25 protein-coding genes, 1 pseudogene and 1 other annotated feature are annotated in these 22,342 nt (G+C 63.4%); of the genes and pseudogenes, 8 read left to right on the forward strand and 18 right to left on the reverse strand.

From position 1 onward, the window contains the following. Positions 1-189 precede the first annotated feature (189 nt). Both ACTDI4_RS13495 and ACTDI4_RS13500 read left to right on the forward strand, forming a co-directional pair. Entirely contained in the window at positions 190-1,368 is a 1,179-nt protein-coding gene (locus tag ACTDI4_RS13495; RefSeq protein WP_442841630.1) for a Shedu immune nuclease family protein, read from the forward strand. Then, positions 1,361-2,239, forward strand: a complete 879-nt coding sequence (locus ACTDI4_RS13500) for a hypothetical protein (protein ID WP_442841631.1) — start codon at positions 1,361-1,363, stop codon at positions 2,237-2,239. Before ACTDI4_RS13495 ends, ACTDI4_RS13500 begins: the two co-directional genes overlap by 8 nt. Positions 2,240-2,327: 88 nt before the next feature. On the opposite strand, the gene ACTDI4_RS13505 is transcribed toward ACTDI4_RS13500, so the two are convergent. The 11 genes from ACTDI4_RS13505 to ACTDI4_RS13555 all read right to left on the reverse strand — a co-directional run bounded on the left by ACTDI4_RS13505 (position 2,328) and on the right by ACTDI4_RS13555 (position 10,727). After that, entirely contained in the window at positions 2,328-4,070 is a 1,743-nt protein-coding gene (locus ACTDI4_RS13505; RefSeq protein WP_442841632.1) for a relaxase/mobilization nuclease domain-containing protein, read from the reverse strand. 245 nt (positions 4,071-4,315) lie between these two features. Beyond that, complete coding sequence (locus ACTDI4_RS13510) at positions 4,316-5,116, reverse strand: lytic transglycosylase domain-containing protein (RefSeq protein WP_442841633.1); 801 nt, start codon at positions 5,114-5,116, stop codon at positions 4,316-4,318. Between the two features lie 235 nt (positions 5,117-5,351). Next, positions 5,352-5,678, reverse strand: coding sequence for a DUF736 domain-containing protein (locus ACTDI4_RS13515; RefSeq protein WP_442841634.1), 327 nt, complete (start codon positions 5,676-5,678; stop codon positions 5,352-5,354). A 35-nt stretch (positions 5,679-5,713) separates the two neighbouring features. Then, positions 5,714-6,274, reverse strand: a complete 561-nt coding sequence (locus ACTDI4_RS13520) for a S26 family signal peptidase (RefSeq protein ID WP_442841635.1) — start codon at positions 6,272-6,274, stop codon at positions 5,714-5,716. Further along, positions 6,271-7,497: a DNA cytosine methyltransferase gene (locus ACTDI4_RS13525; RefSeq protein ID WP_442841636.1), complete on the reverse strand. Its 1,227-nt coding sequence runs from the start codon at positions 7,495-7,497 to the stop codon at positions 6,271-6,273. Before ACTDI4_RS13525 ends, ACTDI4_RS13520 begins: the two co-directional genes overlap by 4 nt. Beyond that, positions 7,494-7,988, reverse strand: a complete 495-nt coding sequence (locus tag ACTDI4_RS13530) for a DUF2840 domain-containing protein (RefSeq protein WP_442841637.1) — start codon at positions 7,986-7,988, stop codon at positions 7,494-7,496. The genes ACTDI4_RS13525 and ACTDI4_RS13530 overlap by 4 nt, the downstream gene beginning before the upstream one ends. Before the next feature lie 250 nt (positions 7,989-8,238). Further along, a complete protein-coding gene (locus ACTDI4_RS13535) occupies positions 8,239-9,057 on the reverse strand; it encodes a replication initiator protein A (RefSeq protein ID WP_442843348.1) in 819 nt (272 codons plus the stop codon). An 80-nt stretch (positions 9,058-9,137) separates the two neighbouring features. Further along, complete coding sequence (locus ACTDI4_RS13540; protein ID WP_442841638.1) at positions 9,138-9,419, reverse strand: helix-turn-helix transcriptional regulator; 282 nt, start codon at positions 9,417-9,419, stop codon at positions 9,138-9,140. Between the two features lie 140 nt (positions 9,420-9,559). Further along, positions 9,560-10,024: a DUF2285 domain-containing protein gene (locus ACTDI4_RS13545; protein ID WP_442841639.1), complete on the reverse strand. Its 465-nt coding sequence runs from the start codon at positions 10,022-10,024 to the stop codon at positions 9,560-9,562. A 121-nt stretch (positions 10,025-10,145) separates the two neighbouring features. After that, a complete protein-coding gene (locus ACTDI4_RS13550) occupies positions 10,146-10,337 on the reverse strand; it encodes a transcriptional regulator domain-containing protein (RefSeq protein ID WP_442841640.1) in 192 nt (63 codons plus the stop codon). A gap of 102 nt (positions 10,338-10,439) precedes the next feature. After that, a complete protein-coding gene (locus ACTDI4_RS13555; protein WP_442841641.1) occupies positions 10,440-10,727 on the reverse strand; it encodes a DUF2285 domain-containing protein in 288 nt (95 codons plus the stop codon). Between the two features lie 187 nt (positions 10,728-10,914). Between ACTDI4_RS13555 and ACTDI4_RS13560 the strand changes: the two genes are divergently transcribed. Beyond that, a complete protein-coding gene (locus ACTDI4_RS13560) occupies positions 10,915-11,139 on the forward strand; it encodes a helix-turn-helix domain-containing protein (RefSeq protein ID WP_442841642.1) in 225 nt (74 codons plus the stop codon). A gap of 524 nt (positions 11,140-11,663) precedes the next feature. Here ACTDI4_RS13560 and ACTDI4_RS13565 read toward each other — a convergent pair. Then, on the reverse strand, positions 11,664-12,347 hold the full coding sequence (locus ACTDI4_RS13565) for a DNA methyltransferase (protein WP_442841643.1): 684 nt from the start codon (positions 12,345-12,347) through the stop codon (positions 11,664-11,666). On the opposite strand from ACTDI4_RS13565, the pseudogene istA reads away from it, so the two are divergent. After that, positions 12,283-13,967 (forward strand): annotated as a pseudogene (gene istA, locus ACTDI4_RS13570) (IS21 family transposase); the annotation flags it as partial. The gene ACTDI4_RS13565 and the pseudogene istA sit on opposite strands and share 65 nt — an antisense overlap. Positions 13,968-14,042: 75 nt before the next feature. Continuing rightward, positions 14,043-14,813 (forward strand): IS21-like element helper ATPase IstB, encoded by a 771-nt coding sequence (gene istB / locus ACTDI4_RS13575; RefSeq protein WP_442843349.1) that lies wholly within the window; start codon positions 14,043-14,045, stop codon positions 14,811-14,813. Here the strand turns inward: istB and ACTDI4_RS13580 are convergent. Next, complete coding sequence (locus tag ACTDI4_RS13580) at positions 14,767-15,060, reverse strand: hypothetical protein (RefSeq protein ID WP_442841644.1); 294 nt, start codon at positions 15,058-15,060, stop codon at positions 14,767-14,769. The two genes, istB and ACTDI4_RS13580, sit on opposite strands and share 47 nt — an antisense overlap. 414 nt (positions 15,061-15,474) lie before the next feature. On the opposite strand from ACTDI4_RS13580, the gene ACTDI4_RS13585 reads away from it, so the two are divergent. After that, a complete protein-coding gene (locus ACTDI4_RS13585; protein ID WP_442841645.1) occupies positions 15,475-15,900 on the forward strand; it encodes a very short patch repair endonuclease in 426 nt (141 codons plus the stop codon). Between the two features lie 66 nt (positions 15,901-15,966). Here the strand turns inward: ACTDI4_RS13585 and ACTDI4_RS13590 are convergent, their stop codons facing one another. Beyond that, on the reverse strand, positions 15,967-16,251 hold the full coding sequence (locus ACTDI4_RS13590; protein ID WP_442841646.1) for a DNA cytosine methyltransferase: 285 nt from the start codon (positions 16,249-16,251) through the stop codon (positions 15,967-15,969). Between ACTDI4_RS13590 and ACTDI4_RS13595 the strand changes: the two genes are divergently transcribed. Beyond that, positions 16,250-17,385 (forward strand): IS3 family transposase gene (locus ACTDI4_RS13595; RefSeq protein ID WP_442841647.1). Its coding sequence is split into 2 segments (ribosomal slippage): positions 16,250-16,502 and positions 16,502-17,385, totalling 1,137 coding nucleotides; the frame shifts between segments, so codons are not numbered across the junction. The two genes, ACTDI4_RS13590 and ACTDI4_RS13595, sit on opposite strands and share 2 nt — an antisense overlap. Here ACTDI4_RS13595 and ACTDI4_RS13600 read toward each other — a convergent pair. After that, positions 17,346-17,927 carry an ATP-binding protein gene (locus ACTDI4_RS13600; protein WP_442841648.1) on the reverse strand — a complete coding sequence of 194 codons (582 nt, stop codon included), beginning with the start codon at positions 17,925-17,927 and terminating at the stop codon, positions 17,346-17,348. The genes ACTDI4_RS13595 and ACTDI4_RS13600 overlap by 40 nt on opposite strands. 192 nt (positions 17,928-18,119) lie before the next feature. Beyond that, positions 18,120-18,389 (reverse strand): type IV toxin-antitoxin system AbiEi family antitoxin domain-containing protein, encoded by a 270-nt coding sequence (locus ACTDI4_RS13605; protein ID WP_442841649.1) that lies wholly within the window; start codon positions 18,387-18,389, stop codon positions 18,120-18,122. Here ACTDI4_RS13605 and ACTDI4_RS13610 point away from each other — a divergent pair. Continuing rightward, a protein-coding gene (locus tag ACTDI4_RS13610) for an IS3 family transposase (RefSeq protein WP_442843261.1) occupies positions 18,309-19,537 on the forward strand; the annotation gives its coding sequence in 2 pieces (ribosomal slippage) (positions 18,309-18,597 and positions 18,597-19,537; 1,230 coding nt in all). The genes ACTDI4_RS13605 and ACTDI4_RS13610 overlap by 81 nt on opposite strands. Continuing rightward, positions 18,590-18,706 (forward strand) — a sequence feature (AL1L pseudoknot). (Overlaps the previous gene by 117 nt.) A 336-nt stretch (positions 19,538-19,873) precedes the next feature. Here the strand turns inward: ACTDI4_RS13610 and ACTDI4_RS13615 are convergent. Beyond that, positions 19,874-20,695: a phosphatase PAP2 family protein gene (locus ACTDI4_RS13615; RefSeq protein WP_442841650.1), complete on the reverse strand. Its 822-nt coding sequence runs from the start codon at positions 20,693-20,695 to the stop codon at positions 19,874-19,876. After that, on the reverse strand, positions 20,679-22,325 hold the full coding sequence (locus tag ACTDI4_RS13620) for an ArnT family glycosyltransferase (protein WP_442841651.1): 1,647 nt from the start codon (positions 22,323-22,325) through the stop codon (positions 20,679-20,681). Before ACTDI4_RS13620 ends, ACTDI4_RS13615 begins: the two co-directional genes overlap by 17 nt. Positions 22,326-22,342 lie beyond the last annotated feature (17 nt).

Genomic DNA, 22,342 nt, shown 5'->3' on the forward strand with positions numbered 1-22,342 from the left:
ATACTTACAGGATGCGGTGATGCCTTTGCGACAGAAGCCGATCGCCGATCCAGCCATTCTTATGAGCGTTACCTCGAAATGCAGCCAGTATTTGAAGCAAGCGATGAGAAATCCCCGGCAGAATTCGTAACGGAGAGTCTTTCACACATTTGAACTCTGCTATGATGTGAAAATCCGAAGGAATCGCACATGGACGACGTGAGTGAGCAGGAAATCCATCTCCGAATGAGGGCTGATAAAACCTATGTCAGTCCGGCGTTTAAGGGATTCGCCGGCGAAAAGATCAGGATCGCCAATAAGGTCATCGATAATCAGGGAGGCTACGAATACGCCATCGTCAAGGATGAGATCATTGTCCGGGAAACGCCAGCCGGGCGCTTCCAGATTAAGGCCACATTCGCAGAATCTACCCGAGGGATACAGACACTCACAATTCAGAAATTCACGAAAAACGGCGGCAAGGAATACTTCACGTTTCTGCCGGGGGAGATCACCCGGCTTCTCAAGTTCCTCACCGATATCAAGCGAATCAATTTTCCGGACGATGGCAAAATCAACATTTCGGACACTGACTTAGAGCAATTGCTTCTGAGTCCCGAGCAAATGAAGCGGGTCGCGGCTGATAATCAGCCGCTATTGGCGGCCCTTGCGCGTACGGAAGTCACCACCGAGGACGTCATCGCTCTTGGGTATCGCAAGCGTCAGTTGCGGATCTTCGAGCGGCTTTTGGCTGAACCCGCCTTCTTCACGGCAACACAGGAACAGCGAGCCCTAGCGCCAGAGGCGGTGTGGCAGCAGTTCTTTGAACGAAACCCTTGGATATTCGGGGTCAGCCTCTCACTGATTCATTTCGGGCCATTGGATGGACGGAAGATGGAACAGGTCGTCAGGGGATTCTCAGTGGCCAGCTCCGGCAAGCGCGTAGATGCCCTGCTCCGCTCGCATGCGGTGATTTCAACAACCTGCTTCGTAGAGATCAAACGGCACGATACTGCTCTCGTGGGCGAGAATCAGTACCGTCCCGGAATCTGGCAACCATCCAAGGAACTATCCGGAGCTGTGGCCCAGGTTCAGGGAACGGTAGCATCCGCCCTGGAACATTGGTCGTCGCAGGAAATCGTCCACGATGCCGACGGGAACCCTACTGGTGAGATACTATTCACCGCTGAACCACGATCATACGTGATCTGCGGGAGCCTGACTGAATTCCAGACGAATCCCGGTGTGAACGATCGGAAATTCAGGTCGTTCGAGCTTTACCGTAGGAATCTGCTGCGGCCGGAGGTTGTGACGTTCGATGAACTTTTCCAGCGCGCGCGCCTCATCGTTGAAGCCCAGCAGGGAATGACGGACAGCGCAGATGCCTGAAGCGCAAAAGTCCAGTGACATTGGCATGAAACGCGGACGTGCAATCGCGAACCTGCCGGCAGACAAGCAACTCGACCTGATCGCCGAAGGCTTGCCGATCCTGATGATGAGCGCGGGCGATCTGATCGATGCCGCTAACGAGATGACGGGCCATCCGCGCGCCTCCAAGATACTGGAGGGTCATGGCCTCGAGGAAGCCGCGAAGATTCTGATCCTCCTAGACATCGTCAGGTGTCCGCCAAAGGTCCGGCCATCGCGCATCGGACCCATGATGTCTTGGTTTTACGAACACCTTCCAAGGCTCCTCTATATCGAAGCCCAGGATTGGCGGCCGATGGACCTGAACGATCTTCGGGGCTATGTCGATCAGCAGCGCCGATCCCACTACCTCGAAGGTCATATCGGCGAATACATCCTCCCGAATTCCACGATTTCGTCTCGCGAGGCGCTGCTTTACGCTGACATCATCGCGTATGAGGAAGGCGATCCGATCTGGAGCAGTCCGAGCTACGATGACCCCGTCAGCCCTCTTTTCCCGCGTTATCCAAGTCCTTGGAAGACATGTCAGGGTTTGCAGGCAGTTGGCGCCTTCACGCGCGCCGGCCTCGACATTGTTTCCTCGACGTGGGCAGCTGTCGATTTTTCAGGTACGGAATCATTTCGGGAAGCATCAGACCTGACCTACCGCACCCTTGTCGGATTGGAGGGCGCCAAGCTCATCACGGAACATGCTACTGATGAGCAGGCAACACATCTGATGCACCGTTGGCAGTTGCCGATGTATCGGCTCGACTTCAAACGCATCGACGTTCCGATTGAAGAGTTGAGGGAACAGCGGGACGCGAATTTTTGGGCTGAGGTCGGCTACTAGGACAGAAGCGCCTACACGATGGGAACCGGCTGGGTGCGGCGGACACATGAATCCGCCGCAACAGGGGCGTCTCGGATTTCTCAGCCCCTCAAAGCCCGAGGCCGCGTTTCCGGCCGAAGCTCCAGTCCACGCCGCCATCTTGGCGCGCGACACCGGAAACATGCTGGCCGATGTGCTTCTCGATCGCCGGCGTCCATGGCACGAGCTGGAAGCCAAGCCCGTCGTCGATCATCGCGAAGCGGCCGGAGGCCAGCGAGAAGCGGCGGCTGTAGATCCCGGACACATAGTCTCCGTCGCCGCCCTTGACGAAATCCGTGCCGGTTTCGCCGGCCAGCCGCCGGCCGAGCGCATCCACCTCCTGCTGACGCGAGCGGTCGATCAGGTTGCGGGCGAAGATCACCCGTTGCCCCTGATGACGGGCGAAGCCTTCATCGACAAGGTGTTCGGCGCGGGCCTCCAGCGCCTGTTTCACCTCCAGTCCGAAGCCGCCTTCGCCGAGATCGGCCGGCTGGCGGGCAATAAGCTGGCGGTCCAGCCATGTCGCGCCTTGTCCGTGAATCTGCTCCTCCACGGAGAGGTCGGAACGCACCGCGAGCGCCACGCGGCTTCGCCCTTTCGCGTCCTCGTAGCGGCGCAACTCGACAGTCGAGCCAGGCGGGGAATCGCCGGTCGCGTCGAGATCGGTGAACCGGATATGGTGCGTGCGTCCGTCAATGCCGTCGACGATGGCATAGGCCGAGCCGCGCAGCTCATCGTCAAGGCCGCGTTCGAGCAGCCGGCCGATGACAGGCTCGCCATTGGTTTCAGCGGCGAGAACATAGCGTTCGGTCCCGCGCTCGATGCCGTGCTCCGACAGGCTCTTGTGCATGCGCTTGATAACGTCGCCGCGCTGGCCAAGTTCGCGCAGAGTGGATTCGGCTTCCTCCGCCATGATCCATCGACCCGGCTCAATCGAATGGGCAAGACCAAGGCTTTCCAGCTTCCGCAAGCGCCCGACCTTCAGGGTGAGGAATTCGTCGGGCTGACGGTCGGCGGCCGGCGTGAGATCCATGACGCCGTAGCGATCGGCATCGCGGACAAGCTGGCGGTCGAGCTGGGTCCAGCGTTCGGACTCGATTTGCCGCTCCACGGATTTGCGGATGTCGTGATCGGTGCGCGGCCCGAGCGTCTGGGTGAGGATGTCCCGCGCCCGGTCGCGCATCCCTTCCCTGATGTAGTCGCGGGAGATAACCAGATTTTCCCCGTCGTCGGCGACGCCGCGCACGAGGATATGGACATGCGGATGTTCGGTGTTCCAGTGATCGACGGCGATCCAGTCAAGTTTCGTGCCGAGGTCGCGTTCCATATCGGTCATGAGATCGCGGGCGAAGGTCTTGAGGTCGCCGAGTTCGGCCGCGTCGTCGGGCGAGACGATGCATCGAAAGTGGTGGCGATCCTCCTTGCAGCGGTCGGCGAAGGCGTCGTGATCGGCCTCGTCGGTTTCGGGGCCGAACATCTGCGCCTTCTCACCGTCGCGCGTGACGCCCTCGCGCCGGAGGTAGCGCAGATGTCCGGAGAGCGGCGAGGACCATGCGTATTGCCTGACCACGCGCGTCTTGATAACCGCGCCGCGCGAACGACCGGTCAGCAGGCGATTGGCGCGCAGGCTGGCAACCCGCCCGCGTCCGAATGTGGAGCTGCGCGGCGAGAGGATGCGGCCGCTACGCGATATGTGCCCGCCGGCGCGCTGCGCGGCCGCCAGCGCCTGCGAGACGAACGGACGGGCGCGCTGCGCGGCTCCCCTTGACCGGATGCGTCCAGGGCGGACACCGAAATCGTCATCGCGGCTCATGATCCTCCCTCGCACCTCGTACCTTTTGTTGAAATCATTCGCGGAATGGCGAAAGCGCACCTCGCGCAAATTCAATGCACATCGCAAAACAGCTCGCTAACCCATTGAAACGACACACCCCGACCGAGCCGCACATCGCGGCCCTTTATCCTGCAATCCTCCTCCAGTCCCTCCGCCCGGTGCCTCTCCCGCCGCCATTCCTGCGACAGGGCGCGCTCTGGCACGATCACTGCCGGGACCGGCCGTCATCGGGAAACCTGAGCCGATCGCGGCACGAACAGGCCGTCAGACGGCGGCCCGAGTGCCGACAGATCGACGATCGCCGACGCGTCGGGCCTGCTTCCGAAAGGAAGACCGGCAGATGCCGGATCGTCCTCATTCTGGACGTTCGAGCGTCCAGCGAAGAGCGGCGCGCGCGACCATGATGGTGCCGCCGGGCGACCAGCAGAGCGCGCAACGGCGCCCGTTCCGTCGATCATCGGCATGATCTTCGCGACGTAATCGACGGTCTCGGCCGGCAGCGGGCGGCCGGTCGCGAGATGGCTGTCGTAGCGGCCGGGGCCGGCATTGTAGGCGGCGAGCATGGCGCTGACCGAGCCGTAGCGGTCATGCATCTCGCGCAGATAGGCGGTGCCGGCAAGGATGTTGTCGCGCGGCCGCCACGGGTCGTCGCCGAGACCGTGCTTTGCACGCAGCTCGTCCCATGTGGCGGGCATGACCTGCATCAGGCCGATCGCGCCCTTGGGCGAAAGCGCGGCCGGGCCGTTGACGCTTTCGACGGCCATGACCGCGCGTATCCAGCGCTCCGAAACGTCGAAGCGACGGGCGGCATCGGTGATATGCGCCGCCCACGGATCGGCCGGCGATACGACGACGGGCGAACGGCGGGACGATCCATCCGGCGTCGATGCGACAGCCGATGCGGCCTCGTCGCGCGGCGGATCGGCCGATGCCGGAGCCGCCGTTACGACGACAATCGCGCATGCGGCCAGCATCGCCGTGACCGTGCGGACGGCAGCGCAGGAACCGCCGTCCCGAACACCCACCAGTCTGCCATCGTGCTCGCTCCGGTCAAGGGCAAGGCTTCGCCGCCGGCCTGAGTTTTCCTCACAGGCGACGCATGATGATATGCTCGCCGGTCGGAAAACAGGCCGCCGCCCGTGACCTGCGCTGCGCGCGACGGCCGCCTCGTGGGCGATCGGGTCGAGGGGATTGACCGGCGCTCGATCGATCAAGGGGATTGAGCCTGAAGGACGATAAGAGCGACGGGATCGCATGGCTTCATGCCTCGCCATCGTTGTTCTTCCTGCGCGTCCAGTGCAGGTTCCATGCGCCCTTCTTCGCGTCGGCCTCGAACAGCCGGGCGCGGATCGGCTCGGGGAAGGACGGATCGTCGATGGTCAGCGACAGGTAGCTGCCAGCCTTGTCGCCGGTGCGGTCCCACGCCGCGCCGACTTCCAGCCCGTCGAGGAAGACGCGATGCTCGGGCGCGTTCTCGGCGTCCGTGTCGTCGGCCGGCAGGATGGCGACCTCGACGTCGAGGGTGAGCGTGCGGATGCGGCCGAAGAAGCCGTCGTCGTTGCGGGTGAAGGTGCCGATCTGGGCCATTGCTGAGCACTCCATGTGGTTGGGGATGCGAGCCGTCACGGCTCGTCGGAGACCGGCTCGCGGAAGGCTTCCGCGGCCGGATCGGGATCGTCGGTGGTCCAGACGGGGATCGCCCGGCCGACGACGGATGAGAGAGGGAGCGGCCCGAAATAGCGGCTGTCGAAGCTGTCGGGGCTGTCCCAGTTCATGAAGAAGGCGTCGCCGTCGCCGAGCGTGCGGCAGTCCTGCCAGACGGGCAGCGGGCGGCCGCGTGTGTCGCGCTCGCGCGCCTGCCCGTAGCTCGCGCCGTAGGCGATGATCTGCGCGCCGTGCCGGCAGACCTCGGTTCCGCCGAGCGCCAGCACGCGCTTGATGAGCGGCAGGCCGCGAGGCAGGTAGCCGCGCTCGTCGAGGAAGGCCGCCAGCTCGTCCGGCGGCATGACGACGGCAAGGTCCGTCACCTCGATGCGCTCGACCGGGACGATGCGGTAGAGGCCGACCGGCACGCTGGCCGATGCGTTCCAGATGAAGCGGAGATCGGGCCGGCTCCATGCCGGCGCCACGATCAGCGCCGCCCCGGCGAACATGGTGATGAGCGTCACGCGGCGCGCGGTCATGGCGCGTCCCCGTCTCCGGATGCGCGGCTTTCCGGCTCTTCATCCGGCTCGTCATGCCCGTGGCGGATGATGCCGGGCGGGAACGCCGCCAGCACCATCTCCAGCGCCGCCTCGGTGCGCAGGATGGCGCGGCCGATGACTTCGGGTATCTGCGGCACGACCGCGTCGCCGAACGCCTCGACGATCAGGCTGGCAGCAGGCGTCCCCTTGCGACTGCCGAGCGCAATGCGCGTGCCAGCCACCCAGGCGGAAAGCCCATCATCCAGCCGTAGGTGACGGGCAAGGCCGCCGTTCCAGTCAGCCCACGGCTCTTCAGCATCGCCGCCAGCGCCCGCGCTCCCGCCCATTTGTCCGGCGCGCGATCCGTCATCGCGCCGTCCATCACCGCGTCCATCGTCGGGGATTTCCTGCGGTCGTAGGCCGGGCTCCAGCCGTCCATGCGGCTGTCGCGCTTCGTCGGGGTGGGAAGGATTTCCGCCGCGTGGAGCAGCAGGTTCGGCGTGTCGATCTGCGCCTTCGCGCCGTTCGACCGCTTGCCCGTCTCGATCTCCTGCGCGCTCAACCTGCGACCGCCGTTCGGCTTCACCGGGGTCGGCATCATGCCGGCATGGTGGCTGGCGTGGCCCTGAAGCTGGCTGAGCACATCGCCCCGGCCGCCGCGATCCGCGTCCGATTTCCGCGGCGTCGGCAAGCTGGATCGGATCGAAGCCGATGAGCCATGATCGCTTGCGGACATGGTTGGCGCCGACATTGTCAGCACCCACCACGCACGGTTCGCAGGCGTAGCCGAGCGCTTCCAGCTCGCCGAGCAGCCGGTCAGCGCCGCGAGTTCGGAGGTTACTGCTGTTCTCAAAAGCGAACCAGCGAGGGCGGCAATCTCCGACCAGGCGGACAGCTTCGAGGTAGAGGCCCGACCGCTCGCCGTCGATCCCTTGGCCCTTCGTGTTGGCGCTGGAGATGTCCTGGCAGGGTGGCGACCCGACGATGATGTCTGGCAGGTATCCGAGATCGGAAACAAGTCGAGCTGACGTGAGGGTGCGGACGTCGGAATACAGCCGGACATGCGGAAAATTCTCCAAATAGAGGAAGCGCCGCCATTCGACGATCTCGCAGGCGGCGACGGTGACGAAGCCGGCGCGGTGCAGGCCGAGCGACCAGCCGCCCGCCGCGGCGCTGAACAGGTCGAGGACGGTGAAGCGGCGCCCTGTGATGAGGCCCATCATGGCGTCACCTCGCGGCGGCGCAGCCAGGCGCGATGCTGCTCCCGGCCATAGGCGCGGAACGGCTCGTTGACGGACAGGCGGTTGTGGATGTGCCGCCAGTGGTCCGGCGCGACGTCGGCGGGGCCGATGCCGCTCGCCTCGATCGCGTCCACGGCCTTCAGCACGGTCTCGACCTTCGGCCAGCCGGTGATGCGCAGGAGGATTTCCCCGCCCGGCCGCACGAAGGGCAGCGTCTGATACGGCTCGCCTCGATCGACCGTGCGCACGATGTCTACGCGCGAGATGGTGGTGCCGTGTTCGTTGCCGGCCCAGCGGACGAAGGCGAAAACATTTCCCGGCGCAAAGACGGCGATGCGGCGATGACGGTCGATCCGCTGCTCGCCAACTATCCTGCCGAAGCGAAGCCAGTGCTCGATCCGCTTCTCGCGCCATGTCAGCTCGACGACGGTCGAGCTGGAGGTAAAGGCCGGAACGTAATCGCCCGTCCTCATGGCCGCACGCTCCATGCGGAAGGCATCGCGGGGTCCGCGCAGGCTCGCCGTCGCGGATCGGTCAGTCGTCCACAAATTCGCTTTTCAGCGGCAGGCGTTAGAAGAAATCCATAGGATTTCAGGTTAGGAATGTTAGCAGAACGGATTATGCAGCCGCCGCAGACGGCTGCATGGCCAGCGGGTTCCCGAAATGACGTGCGGAGGGTTCCCGAAATCCCGTCCTCGTGGGTTCCCGAAATGACGAACGGATTCACAGCTTTTCCCCCGCCGCGCCTTTCCGCGCGAGGCGTTCCGCAAGTCGCGAAAGCTGGGGCGCGTGGCAGGGCCTGAAGGACAGCAGAGGCTCGCCCGCGCGATCCTGTCCGATCGTCAGCCGGTAGCCGGGCAACGGCTGGCGGCCGACGATCTCGCGGAGGTCGAATGCGAAGCGCTTGTAGGCGGAGAGGCAGCCGGACTTTGCGTGCAGATGGCGCAGATGGAACGACCAGCCATGATGCTGGCGGCCGCCATGCTTGCGCACGAGCCGGTAGAGCCAGCGTTCGAGGCCGCCCGTCAGGTCGAAATAGGCCCGGTCGATCGTCAGCACAAAGGCGTCGACCATGACGCCGGCATAGAACCAGTCGGGAAGAACAAGCTCGATGCCGAGCGGCCGTTCCTTCTCGTCGGCCCGCTCCTTCCATTCGTTGATCCAGGAGAAGCGGTGCATCCGCCGTTCGCTGGTCTGACGGATCGTCGTGGCGATCGTCGTCAACTGGAGACGATCGAGCGCCGATTTCAAGAGATGATATTCGCGCGCGGACGTGCCGCGGCCCACGAAGGTTAGGATTTCATGCGGCGTCGCCGCCATGTGGCGCGACGTGCGCAGGCCGTGATCGCGCGCATCGATGATCTGCGACGCGGCCCAGATCAGGATGTCGGCGTCCCAGATCGTCGCCATGCCGTGCTCGGCGGTCGCCTCGACACGGATCGCGGTGGAGCCCATCCGGAAGTCGATCGGTTTGGTTCGGCGGGTCTTGGCGAGCGAGAAGAACGGCCACGACATGAGGTCCTGCGCATCGCGCGGAGCCATGTCGCCGGGCCGGGCGTGGAACAGTTCGAGCTGCGCGCTGCCGTTCGTCGGCCTTCGTCGGGACAGAGACGCCCGCACGGTCAGCGGTCCCCCGGCTGCACGTCGAGGGAATCATCGGCGGGGAAAGGCTTCGTGGACAGGAGAGGCTCGCTGTCCGGATCGGCCGTCGAATGACGTGCCGTTCCATCCGCCCACGCCTGAAGATCGTCGATCGAATAGATGACGCGGCCGACGATCTTCCTGTAGCGAGGGCCTGTGCCGAAGGTCCGGTGCTTTTCGAGGGTGCGGCCCGACAGGCCAAGGAAGCGGCCGGCCTCGGGCGTGGTGAGATAGCGTGGCGGAAGGGTGTTCGGCTGTCGCATGGGATGGTGCCTCCGTGTGCCGTTTGCGTGCCGCCGCGAAGGGCAGCGGGTTCGGGGCAACGGTGGCGAAGTCCATCCGCGCAGGGAGGGATCGGAATTGTCGGGCCGGCGCGATCCCCTGAACGCTAGGCGAACGACGGTCAGGATCGGCCGATGGCAGGGAGGAGGAAATGCCGGTAGCCCCAGTCGACAAGGGCGTTGCCTTCGATGAACAGGCGCTGGAGCTGGCTCCGGGCGCTGTGGTCCTTCCATTCGATCGCGCGGAGAAGAGGAGCGCCCAGCACGATATGGCCGATGATCCTGTGGGACGCGCCATCTGCTTTCGCATCGAGCGCGCGCAGGATCGCGATCAGGCGCTGGCGCAGATGGTCGGCGAGCGGGTGGAGGTCGGAAACTGTATCCCCATCGCCGAAGAACAGCGTCCAGAACCAGCCGGCGGCCTGCAGCCGAAGCAGGAAATGGTCGTCCAGCGGAATGACGACGACATGCGCTGCGCCGGGTCGATCGCCGGGCAGCATAAGGATATGCAGGGAGGCGATGCCGGCAACGCTGCCGGCACGAACATAATAGCCATCGTCGGTTGCCGACTGCTCGCTCCACGGCATGACGGCGGGGTCGAAGCGCAGTGCGGACGGGAAGATTGCCGACGCGCGGTCCAGAACGATGCTCGCGGCGTGCCAGTCCGGCCGCCAGAGAATGCGGGTGCTCGCGGCGTCCTGCTCGGGATCAGCGGGGAAATCGCACCCCCCATTTGTCGCCGAGCGCTTTGGCTTCCTCCTGCGACAGCGAGCGCATGAAGCGCCGGTAGTCCTGACGATACTCGCGGTTGCGCCGCAGGAACTCCCAAGCCAGATCGGCTGGTGAAAGGGCACGCAAAGGGTCGTAGGCGGCTGCGGACCGCCAGTCGGGGCGTTTCATGGCCTGTCTCCGAATTGTCTTGCGAAAGGAGCAGGCTCGATTATCGCCCAGCGATTGTCGATGCCGGCCGCCTGCAACCCCGGTGGAATGGATCGCGGCGGCTCAATGCCGTCTTGCGGTTTCCAGCAGCCCGGCATGGCCGTGCTCCGCCAGCCAGCGGGCACGCTGGAGATGCGTTTCGTAGGAGCGCCAGGCGCGGCCCGGATCGGTTCCGGCGTCGATACCAAGCACTATTCGGACCACTTCCCGCCAATCCGCTCCCTCCGCATCCGCATCGAGCAGGCGCAGATAGGTGACGAGGTGGAGCAGATCGTAATTCTGCAACGTCTCTGAGGATGGGGCTTCTTCGGCCACGCCGGGTCGGCTGGAGGATTCGGGCGGCATGTTCATGCTCCCATGATGCGCTGCGCTTCGATCATTCGCAGGGGTTTGCGCTTGCCGCCTTTTCCCGCCACGATGGCGGGAGCGGACGCATGGCCGCCGCGGGCTGCAAGAACTGTTGGCAACGCCGTTCAAAGCCGATTTTACGCACTATAGTTGATAAACTTATAGTGCGTAACTGGCCACTCGTAAACGCATGGACATGCGTGAGCTTGTTGGCCGGAATTTTGCACGCCTGCGTCGGGAAAAAGGTCTGACGCAAGAACAGATCGAGTCGATTTCCGGATTCAGCCAGCAGTATTTGAGCAGCCTCGAAAGAGGCCGCCGCAACCCGACGATCATCACGCTCTACGAGCTGGCGCAGGCGCTCGGCGTGAGCCATGTCGACCTCGTTCGTCCTGATGGCAAAGACGAGAGCTGACATCATCTACTCCGCATAGAAGTCGCCCGTGCGGGCGTCTGCATCTTTCGCGAGCCGGACGTGTCCGGCGAGCGCGATTTTCGCGCGGCCTTTAGGACGCGCGACGGCCGCCGATCCGATGGGGATCGGCGGCGGCGTTCAAGATGGGGCGATCGGTTTACGGCCGCAGCCAGCGCCACAGCTCATCCGTTCCTGCACGCCGATAGGACAGGCGACGGCATCGGAATGGGTTCCATAGGTAGTTCAACGGCTCGAAGCCATGCCACCAGTCGGCGTCAATGTCGCCGCACCGGCCCTCGAACAGCACTTCGCCGCTTGCGAGGTGAAGCCGAAACTCCATCGGCAGGGCGTCGCCCTGTTCAGGGGTGCCGCGTGCGGAGCGCCGTTAACGTCCTCTCCCAATCCGATGCAACCGCCGTGATGGTCTGTCGTAACGATCCAGCGCATGTCATGCCCTTTCATGTGATTGTGGGGATGAAGCGCCCGCCGCTTGGACGGGCGCATATGTCGGGGAAAGGGGCGGCCTATGCTGCCGCCCTTCCGTCCTGCTGCTGCATCCATGCGAGCCGCTTACTGGCCGTCTGGTGGTGTCGGCTGTCCAACTCTATGCCGATCCAGTCGCGGCCAAGCTGCTGTGCTGCCGCCAGTGTCGAACCGCTGCCGCTGAACGGGTCCAGCACAAGATCGCCGGGCTTCGTGAAAGCCTCGATCAACGGCGCCAGTGCTTCGACGGGCTTTTGCGTCGGATGCAGCTTGTTGCCCGCATAGGGGAAGTCGATCACGTCCGGGATGGGATTTTCGGGCAGGGAAACATTGCCCTTCGCCAGCAAGTAAGCCTGTTCGTGCTGGTAGCGCAGGAACTTCGACGATGACGCATAACGCTTGCGGAACACGATATGGCCGACGACGCGGAAGCCTGCCGCCTTCCATGCGTCCATGAACAAATCGACCTTGTTCCAGCCGTAGAACGAAACCGCGAAACCGCCATCCTTCAAAACGCGGTGCATCTGGTTGAAAGCGGGGTGAAGCCAACCCCCGCGGGTCGGGCAAATTCCCCCACTTTGGGTCGGGTCAAACTCCCCCGCCTGACCTGACGGTCGACTGAGGAGGGTTTCGACCTCCTGGGCTGTCGAAGCAGGACGGATATTTCGTTCCCTTTTGCAGAGGGAACTTGGAGTGAACGTCTTGAAACCGCACCTGAAAACCACAGTCCTGACACTGCTTGACCGTCAAAAGAGCCAGCGCGAGATCGAGCGTCTGACGGGCGTCGACCGCAAAACGATCCGCCGCTACCAGAGCCTGCGAAGGGAGCCGACGGCGGAGGCAAATTCCCCCGGGGCGACCGCCGGCTCTGGGCATGAGAAGGGGCAAATACCCCCACCCCGACCGCCGGCTCGGGAAGGGCCGACCTTGGCGCCGAGCAAAGGCACGACCTCGGCTTGCGAGCCGCACCGGGCGTGGATCGAGCAGCAGGTTCGCCTGAAACGGAACGGGCAGGCGATCTACCAGGACCTGGTGGATCGGCTTGGTTTTGGCGCCAGCTATTCGAGCGTGAAGCGGTTTTTGCAGAGCTTGCGGCGAGAGGCGCCGCATCAGTTTGACCGTCTGGAATTTTTGCCCGGCGAGGAAGCCCAGGTCGATTACGGCGAGGGTGCGCTGACGCTGAACCCGAAGACTGGGCGCTATCGCCGGCCGCGGCTGTTCGTGATGACGCTGAGATACTCACGGCGCAGCTTCCGGCGCGTGGTCTGGCAATCGAGCCAGCAGGTCTGGGCACAGCTTCACGATGAAGCCTTCCGCTATTTTGGTGGCTGCCCGAATTACGTGGTGCTCGACAATCTGAAGGAAGGCGTCGTCAAGCCCGACCTGTACGAGCCCGAGCTCAACCGCCTTTACGCCGCGATGCTGGAGCATTACGGCGTCGTCGCCGACCCGGCGCGGGTGCGGGATCCGAATCGCAAGGGGTCCGTCGAAAATGCGATTCAACATACCCAGGGAACTGCGCTTGGCGGCCGGCGCTTCGAGACGATCGAGGCCCAGAACGACTTCCTGATGCACTGGGAGGAGAAGTGGGCGTCGAAGCGCATCCATGGCAGCACGCAGCGGCAGGTCGAGGCCATGTTCCAGGAGGAGAAGCCGCATCTGCGACCGCTGCCGGCCGAGCGCTTCCGCTACTTCAAGGAGGAAATCCGGACCGTCTACGACGACACCACGATACGCGTTGACGACAGCTTTTACGCGGCGCGGCCGGCCCCGATCGGCAGCAAGGTTCTGGTGCGTGTCTACACCTCGACGATCGAGATCAGGGATCGTGCGACACAGGCGCTGCTGCGCATCCATGAGCGGGCCACGCATCGAGGATCGGTGAACCTGCCCTATGACGAGCGTCCCTTTAACCCCACCCGTGAAACGCACTTCCTGCTCGCGAAAGCCGGCGAGATCGGCCCGAAAACCAAGGCGCTGTGCCAGCATCTGTTCGAAGCCGAGGGCCGGGTCAGGCAGCGCGCGATGTGGGGTATTGTCGGGCTGAACCGAAAGTATCCCGCTCGCTTCATCGAGCAGGCCTGCGAGCTCGCCGTTCGGGACCGCATCTATCGCTACAAGCTGGTGCGCACGCTCGTCGAGCGGCTGTTCGCGCAAGCAGCGGCGCGGGTCGAACAGGCACCTGAACCGACTTCGTCGCTGACGCAGGAGCATCCCCTGATCCGCCACGCGGCGGAATACGGCGATCTCTTCAGCCTCGGCGCCCAGCGCGCGGCCAACGACGACACAAACGCCGGGCTCGACCCAACCGCGCTCGCATCGGCTGCGCACCCCTGACCAGCTCCGCCGATGCGAACGCCAGCCCCGCGCGTCGTAGCGGCCGCGCAAAACACCCTTCAATCCAACGGAGACACCAGCCTATGACGATGACCATGCCTGAAATCGAGCGCGCCCTACGACAGTTGCGCCTCCCTGGAATCCGCGACACCCTGCAGACGCGGGTGTTGCAGGCTCAGGGCACCAACCAGCCCTTCCTCGAGACCTTCTCCCTGATCCTGCAGGATGAAATCGATCGCCGACAGTCCCGGCTTATCGAACGCCGCTATCAGCAGTCCGGACTCGAAGAGAAGCTGACGCTCGCTGAGTTCGACTGGTCCTTCAACCCGAAGCTGCCGCGCCAAGCCTGCTTCCAGTTGCTGACGCTGACGTTCATCGCCGCCGGCGAGAACGCCCTGCTGATCGGGAAACCCGGCACCGGGAAATCCCATGTCGCCAAGGCCATCGCCTACCAGGCCGTCATACAGGGCCACAAGGTCCAGTATCTGGAGGCCGACGACTTCTTCAACCGCCATCTCCTCTCGCCAGCCCCGCAACGGGAAGCGCGGCTGCGCAGCGTCATCGATGCCGACCTGCTCGTGCTCGACGACCTGTTCCTCGCACGCTCCATCCCCGACGAGGCCGGCGCATTACTGCAGACCTTGATCCACCAGCGCTACAAGCTACACCGAAGCGTCGTGGTCACGTCAAATCGCGTCGTGCAGGACTGGGGAACCTACCTCCGCGACAACACGATGAGCACCACCATCCTCGACCGCCTCATGCATCGCTGCCACCTGCTCGAGTTCGAAGGCCGAAGCTATCGCCTCAAGGAAGCCGCCGAGGCTCTTGCTCGCCAAGCAACATCGAAATAAACCTTCTGCGTCCTGCTGCAGGTGGAGGAGTTTGACCCGACCAAAGGTGGGGGAGTTTGAGGTGACCCTCCGGGCAACGGGCGTTGTCGTCGTTCGCCACCTTCCTGCCGTCGCGGCCGCGATAGTTTACGATGTAGGGCGGGTCGGTCAGGATGAAGTCAACCGATCCCCTGTCGAAAGAGCGCATCGCCTGGATGCAATCGGCGTTGAAGATCACGTTGCGGGATGTGTTGGCGGTTCCGGTCATGGCTTTTTCCTTTCGGGTTTGGAGGTTCAGAGCAGCGAAGCGCCGCTCCTGAACCCTTGCCCGTCGGCGAGACCGGGGTAGCAAGGCGCAAGGAAAGTCTTTGGCACCGTGGAATAAATGGAGGGGACCCGCTTGCGGGGGCGAGCCGTTTATGCCGCGAAAGGCCGGGGAGTTTTCTTGTGGTGCGCGAGGGCGGAGCCCATAGCAAACTGATCCGGCTTGAGCATATGCGGAGCTGGAAGGGAAAGGTTGATCTGCTATCTAAAATCGGAGGTTCGAGCCGTCTTCCGGTATTATCGATGCGTCGGAGGCGATCACGCACCATTCGCGGTAAACAGCACATCATACTTTCCAGAGATGCTGTATAAGGAAGCGCTTCTGCCAATAACGTCGGCTTTGAAAGGATTTGGCTAGATGCCCGACAAGCTTACTTCAGAATCCCGATCACGCCTAATGTCTCGCATCGGCGGAAAAAACACTGCACCCGAGCTTACCGTTCGCAAGGCACTACATGCGGCAGGATACAGATTTCGACTTCATCGCCGCGACTTACCGGGAACGCCGGACATTGTTTTGCCGCGCTATCGATCCGCAATATTCGTACATGGCTGCTTCTGGCATGGGCATGACTGCCCTCGGGGCCGGCTCCCGGTGACGAGAACAGAGTTCTGGGAAACCAAAATTCGCGGTAATCAAGCGCGCGACGCACGCAACAAAAAAGCACTGGAAGCGCGCGGCTGGCAGGTCCTAACTATATGGACATGCGAGTTGAAAGCATCTCGTGACTTTATGAGCGACATAGTTAGCGCCCTGCACCAGGTCGCTGCGGCAAAAGACTGATTCGAAATTAGTCAATCCGTTAAGCGATATGGTAGCTGCAACGCCTCATAAACCCTTAGAGTACGATCACGGCCTTTCCAGCATTGCACGCAAATGCTCACACAAAACCTGCGAAAGCAGCACCGGAACTGCATTTCCGATCTGCACGCCAGCGGCCATCAGCCCACCGTCGAATACGAAATCGTCCGGGAAAGTCTGCAAACGCGCGGCTTGACGCGCGGTGATGCCGTGGTGTTCAACGGGATGCACGAAGCGGCCCTTCGAAGGGTTGATGCAAGCTGTCTGAGGTGGTGCCGGTTTCCGAGACAGGGGCCTAAGGTGGATCTTCCGATGAGAAGGACGATCCAGCATGAAGACACGCAGACGGTTTACGGCCGAGTTCAAGGCCAAGGTCGCGCTTGAGGCGATCCGCGGCGAGCGGACGATTTCGGAGCTGGCGACGAAGCACCAGCTTCATCCCAACCAGATCACCCAGTGGAAACGGCAGGCCATTGAGAACCTGGCCAAGGCGTTCGACGACAGGGCTTCGGATGCGCAGGTCGGCCGGGAAGCCGAGGTGACGAAGCTGCACGCCAAGATCGGCCAGCTCGTCGTGGAGCGGGATTTTTTGGCCAAGGCCTTCGATCGCTGAGCCTGGATCGGAGGAGAATGATGATTGATCCCGATCACAACCGGCTCTCGATCCGCCGCCAGTGCGAACTGGTCTCGATCTCGCGGGCGTCGTTCTATCGACAGCCTGCCGGCGAGACGCTCGAGAACCTGGAACTGATGCGCATCATCGACGAGGCCTTCATGGAAATGCCCTGGTATGGCTCCAGGCAGATGGCGCGGCATCTGCGGCGTCAAGGCTGGTGTGTCGGCCGCAAGCGGGTTCGACGGCTGATGCGCAAGATCGGGCTGTCGCCGATCTACCAGGCTCCGAAGACCAGCGAGCCGCATCCCCAGCACCGCATCTATCCCTACCTGCTGCGGCATCTGGCGATCGAGCGGCCCAATCACGTCTGGTGTGCGGATGTGACTTACATTCCGATGCGGCGCGGCTTCCTCTACCTTGTCGCCATCATGGACTGGTTCAGCCGCAAGGTGCTGGCCTGGCGGCTGTCGAACACGATGGAAGCCGACTTCTGCGTCGCTGCTCTGGAAGAGGCGATCGCCCGCCACGGCAGGCCCGACATCTTCAATACCGACCAGGGATCGCAGTTCACCAGCTTCGCCTTCACCACGACGTTGAAGGATGCCGGCATCCGCATCTCCATGGACGGGCGAGGCCGCTGGATGGACAACGTCTTCATCGAGCGGCTGTGGCGCAGCCTCAAATACGAGTGCGTCTTCCTCAGCGCCTTCGAGACCGGAAGCGAAGCTCGCAGCGGCATCGGCTCCTGGATCGACTACTATAACCGGCGACGCCCACACTCGACCTTCGGCGGCAGGACACCCGACGAGGTCTATGCTACGGCAGAAATGATGGAGAAATTGGCGGCGTAAAAACCAACCCGATCCACCTTAGCCAAGCCGCCAAACTGTCTCACCAAGCGGGTCCACCTCACAGCGACGTCGGAAAGGTTCACATACGGGTTCTCGAACATTCGCCAATCAATGAGCGCGGCGACGTAATCCTCACTGCGATGTTTGGTTATCAGAAGGAGTATTGATCCGAGCTTCGCGCTCGACAGGCGACCGATGCCCTTCTGCCCTTGCCGCGCTCGGATCGGCAACCCGTTTCGATCGTCGGGCGGCGTAGGCCGAGCATCGGAAATTTTGCTCTCGGTGCCGATGACGAGCCAGCGCTCGAACAAATCTCGTTGCCGCATGCCATGACCGTCATCGGTCAGCACCGCAACCGGAGCTTCTTCGGGAAAGACTCGTAGCCTGACGTTGCGAGCATATGCGTCCCAGGAATTCTTCCAGAGCTCGGATACCGCGGTAGGGCAGTCGGCAATCTGCTCGCGTCCGAGATGGTCGATCGTTCGCGCGCGAGTGGCAAAGGTTTGGGAAGCGACTCCGGGAGCCACGGTACTGCTGGTCATGATTGCTGGTCCGCCCTCCCTCGATCGACAGCCTCCTTCCATAGACAGGCAGAACTATAAAACCAAATCTCCGTTAAACAACTTGTGAACGTGAAGGAGATTCTGCAATTTGACGATCTGGCACTCGTATTTTTATCCCTCTCGCGATCCCGCATGGGTGGAAGTTCGAGCCTCATCGAAAGCGGGGATGCATTAAGCCGCTTTCGGTACGGCCAAACGATAGCGCCCATACGCCACCCTCACAATCAAGCCTTCCTCGCACATACGCGAGAGATAGCACCTTGGAATGCCAATGGCTGCCAGTTCCGCAGTACGCACTTCGCCTTTTGAACCGCCCCGGGTTTGCCGGAGGCTCCAACTTCCCAATAGGATGGAGCCATGATGAGCAAAACGACGAACAAGTTTTCCCCTGAGGTGCGCGAGCGTGCGGTGCGGTTGGTATTCGATCACGAGGCTGATCATTCTTCGCGCTGGACTGCCTGCCAGTCGATAGCGGCAAAGATCGGCTGCTCGGCGCACACGCTGCTGGATTGGGTGAAGAAGGCCGAGATTAATGCTGGCAAGCGAGCCGGCGTTCCGACAGACATGGCCGAGAAGATGAAGGCTCTTGAGCGGGAGAACCGGGAGCTTCGGCAGGCCAACGAGATACTGCGCAAGGCGAGCGCTTATTTTGCCCAGGCGGAGCTCGACCGCCCATTCAAACGATGATCGCGTTCATCGACGATCACCGCGAGGCGCATGGGGTCGAGCCGATCTGCAGGGTGCTGCCGGTCGCCCCGTCGACCTACCACGATCATGTCGCCAAGCGCGCCGATCCCGAGAAGCTGTCGACGCGGGCGAAGCGGGACCTCGCGCTGAAGCCGGAGATCGAGCGCGTCTTCGCCGAGAACTTCGAGGTCTACGGCGCGAGGAAGGTCTGGCGGCAGATGCTGCGCGAGGGCTTTGATGTCGCGCGCTGCACGGTCGAGCGGTTGATGGCCGACCTCGGCCTTCACGGCGTCATTCGCGGCAAGCCGATCCGCACCACGGTGCAGGACAAGGCCGCGCCGTGCCCGCTTGACCGCGTGAACCGGGTCTTCCACGCGCCGGCCCCGAACATGCTCTGGCTTTCGGATTTCACCTATGTCAGCACCTGGTCGGGCTTCGTTTACGTGGCCTTCGTCATCGACGCCTACGCCCGTCGTATTGTCGGCTGGCGGGTGAGCAGGACCGCCCATGCGAGCTTTGTGCTCGACGCTCTCGAACAGGCCTTGCACGAACGCCGACCCGTTCATCGCGGTGGTCTGGTTCATCATTCGGACCGCGGATCGCAATATGTCAGCATCCGCTACACCGAGCGTCTCGCCGAAGCCGGCATCGAACCGTCTGTGGGCAGTGTCGGCGACAGCTACGACAACGCACTGGCCGAGACGATCAACGGCCTCTACAAGGCCGAGGTCATCCATCGCCGGGGACCATGGCGAAGCTTCGAGGCGGTCGAGTTCGCCACGCTGACCTGGGTCAACTGGTTCAACAATCGCCGGCTGCTGGAACCCATCGGCAACATCCCGCCGGCCGAAGCCGAGGAACGCTACTACGCCATGCTGGAAGAACCGGCCATCGCGGCATAACTTAAACCAGAAGGCCTCCGGCAAACCCGGGGCGGTTCATTTCGCACGAATCAACGCAATTGCGCGCTCCCTAAGAGATGGTTTCCGGCCACCGGCCAGTCGTAGAACCTCTGCGCGATCACGGTCCCGTTTGCGCACTCCTTCGCGCTTGCGCGGGTTCGTGGGTAGCGGGATCACGCATTCGTATTGTAAGGTTTCGCCAGACCTGGCGAGCCACTTTCCAAGAAGCTGACGCCAATCGACTGCCCTGGAGTAGTTCCAAGGCTAGGCGGCGTTTGGCGTCGTTCCCAGAATATATGGCGACCGGCGGCGCCGACCCTGTCGGGCACGACGCAATCAATCCCGGCGCGGTCTGAAGCTCCTGCGCAGCACCGGCAGGCCGGACGGCATTTGCCGGAACAGGAAGCCCAGCCGGGCAAACACCAGCGCCGTCAGCACCGCAAGGCCGTAGCCCAGCCCGAATCCGACAACGGTGTCGCTCGGATAGTGCGCGCCGACGAACACGCGGGTCGAGGCGATCCAGATGCAGACGAGCAGCGCAGCATAGCGTGCACGCGGAAACAGCAGGACCAGCACCGCCGCCACCGATCCCACCGTCGTGGCATGGCCCGACGGGAAGGAGGCATAGCGATAGGTCATCTCGAAGGGATGGAAGGAAAACGCGCCGAGTTCGGCAAAAAGCGTGGGGCGCGCCCGGCCGACGAAGATCTTCGCCACGTTGACGACAATGCCTGGCACGCCCACCGCGGCCAGAACGAAGAAGGCCAGGCAGGTTCTTTCATAGGCTGCCATGAGTTGGCGGCGCGACAAGCGGCGCCAGTCGATCTGGTTTGCCACCAGCAGCCAGGCCGCTGCCGGAAGCAGATACCATTGCCCCAGCCCCAGCAAGGTGAAGACATTCGCGAGGGTTCGAAACGCCTCCGGCAAGCCGCCTGCATATTGCCCGGCCCGCGAATCGAGGAAGATCGCGCTCAACGCCGCCAGAATGGCCGCGGCGGCGATCCACGTCCCCCATGGCAGGCGCGGATAGAAACCCGGGCGTCGGGCGAAACGGCCGCGCACGATGCGCCACGTGTCCACAAGATTGGCGAGCGAGCGCGCGATCACGCCTGCCGGAGGCGACGAAACCGGGTGCTCCGCTTCACTGGCCGGCGACATGATAGAGCCCCAGCGCCAATGCCTTGCCCGAGGAATAATTGACGCCGTCGATCTCGGCCAGCCGCGCCACGGTCCTGCCGGATGCGGCGAGCGCCGCCGTCAATTCACCCTCCTCGCCCACCGGCACCAGCGCAAGCGCGCAGGCGGGATCGGAGGCCAGATGCGCGGCCGCGCCTTGCGTGTCGGTCAGCACCGTATCGGTTCCGGCCAGGAATACCAGGCTTGGCTCATGGTAGCCCGATGCCGCCAGCACGGTGGTCTCGCACGGTCTGTAGGCGCGCACCTCCGCCTCGATGCGCGGGCTGAGCCAGATCGGCTGGAGCGAGGGAGCGATCGTGCCGAACAGCAACGCATAGCCGATGCCGGCGGCGGCGGCCGCTGCTCCGATTCGGCTGATGGACAGCGGCGCAGGCCGCGGGAAAGCGAGCCAGCCGGCGGCGAGCACGGCCACCGCGGCCGGGATGCTCCAGAAATTGAAGGCATGGTCGAGATAGAGCGGCGCGCCTATGCAGATTGCGGCGAGCCCCAGCGTGACCACGGCAAGGCCGAAGGCCGTCGCCCACCACAGCAGGGTCTGCCACCGCTTCAGCTTCTCCTGCGCCATGCCTGGCGGCGCCGCCAGCAGCCAGCCGATCAGCAGCGCCAGCGCCGGATAGGCCGGCAGCACGTAGTGCGGCAGCTTGGTCGGGATCAGTTCGAACAGCAGCCAGAAAGGAATGTACCAGGCCAGGCAGAAGCGCAGGCGAACATCCTTGCGCACCTGGTTCAGGGCAACCAGCGCGGCGCCGATCGCCGCCAGCCCGAACGGCCACATGAACAGCGAATAGGTGAGCACGTAGAAGCCCGGCGGCTGGCCGTGCGATTCCTCGCCCTGCGCCACCTTGCCCAGCATGTCCTTGCCCACCGCCTCCTGCCAGAAGGCGCCGCCGCTCTTCCAGGTGATCAGCGCCAGCCAGGGCAGAACGATGATCGCGGCGAGCAGGACGCCGCGCCCGGCCTTCAGCTTCTTCAGCCAGCGGCCGTCGCGTTCGAAGGCGAACAGCGTGGCCACCGTCAGCGCCGACAGCAGCGGCGCGATCGGCCCCTTGACGAGGATGCCAAACCCCTGCGCGGCCCAGAACAGCCAGGGCAGGAAGCCGGCCACGGGCTCGTTGCGGTGGGAGGCCACATAGATCTGGGCCAGCGCTCCCTGGGCTGCCACGCAGCAGGCCAAAAGCACCGCATCCGTCTTGGCGATGCGGCCCTCGAAGGCTACGGCGAACAGTGCGGCCAGCACCAGCCCGGCCGCCACGCCGGCAGCCGCGCCGAACAATCGCGCGCCGGTCCAGGCGACAGCCACGACCGAAAGCGCGATGCCGAAAGCCGACACCAGCCGGTAGATCCAGATCGGCGCTTGCGCCCCCTGCCCGCTCAGCCCGACCGCGGCCGACTGAAGCCAGTAGATGCCTATGGGCTTCTTGTAGCGCGCCTGGTCCTGAAAGCGGATATCGACATAGTCGCCGGTCTCCACCATCTGCTTGGTGGCCTGCACGAAGCGCGCCTCGTCACGGTCCACCACCGGCAGGCTTGCCAGCCCCGACGCCGAAAGCAGCAGGCTGAACAGGAAAAGCAGCAGATACCGCGTCTTCATCGCGCCTCCCCGTCCGC

The organism is Mesorhizobium sp. PUT5, assembly GCF_052216645.1.
GTDB lineage: Bacteria > Pseudomonadota > Alphaproteobacteria > Rhizobiales > Rhizobiaceae > Mesorhizobium.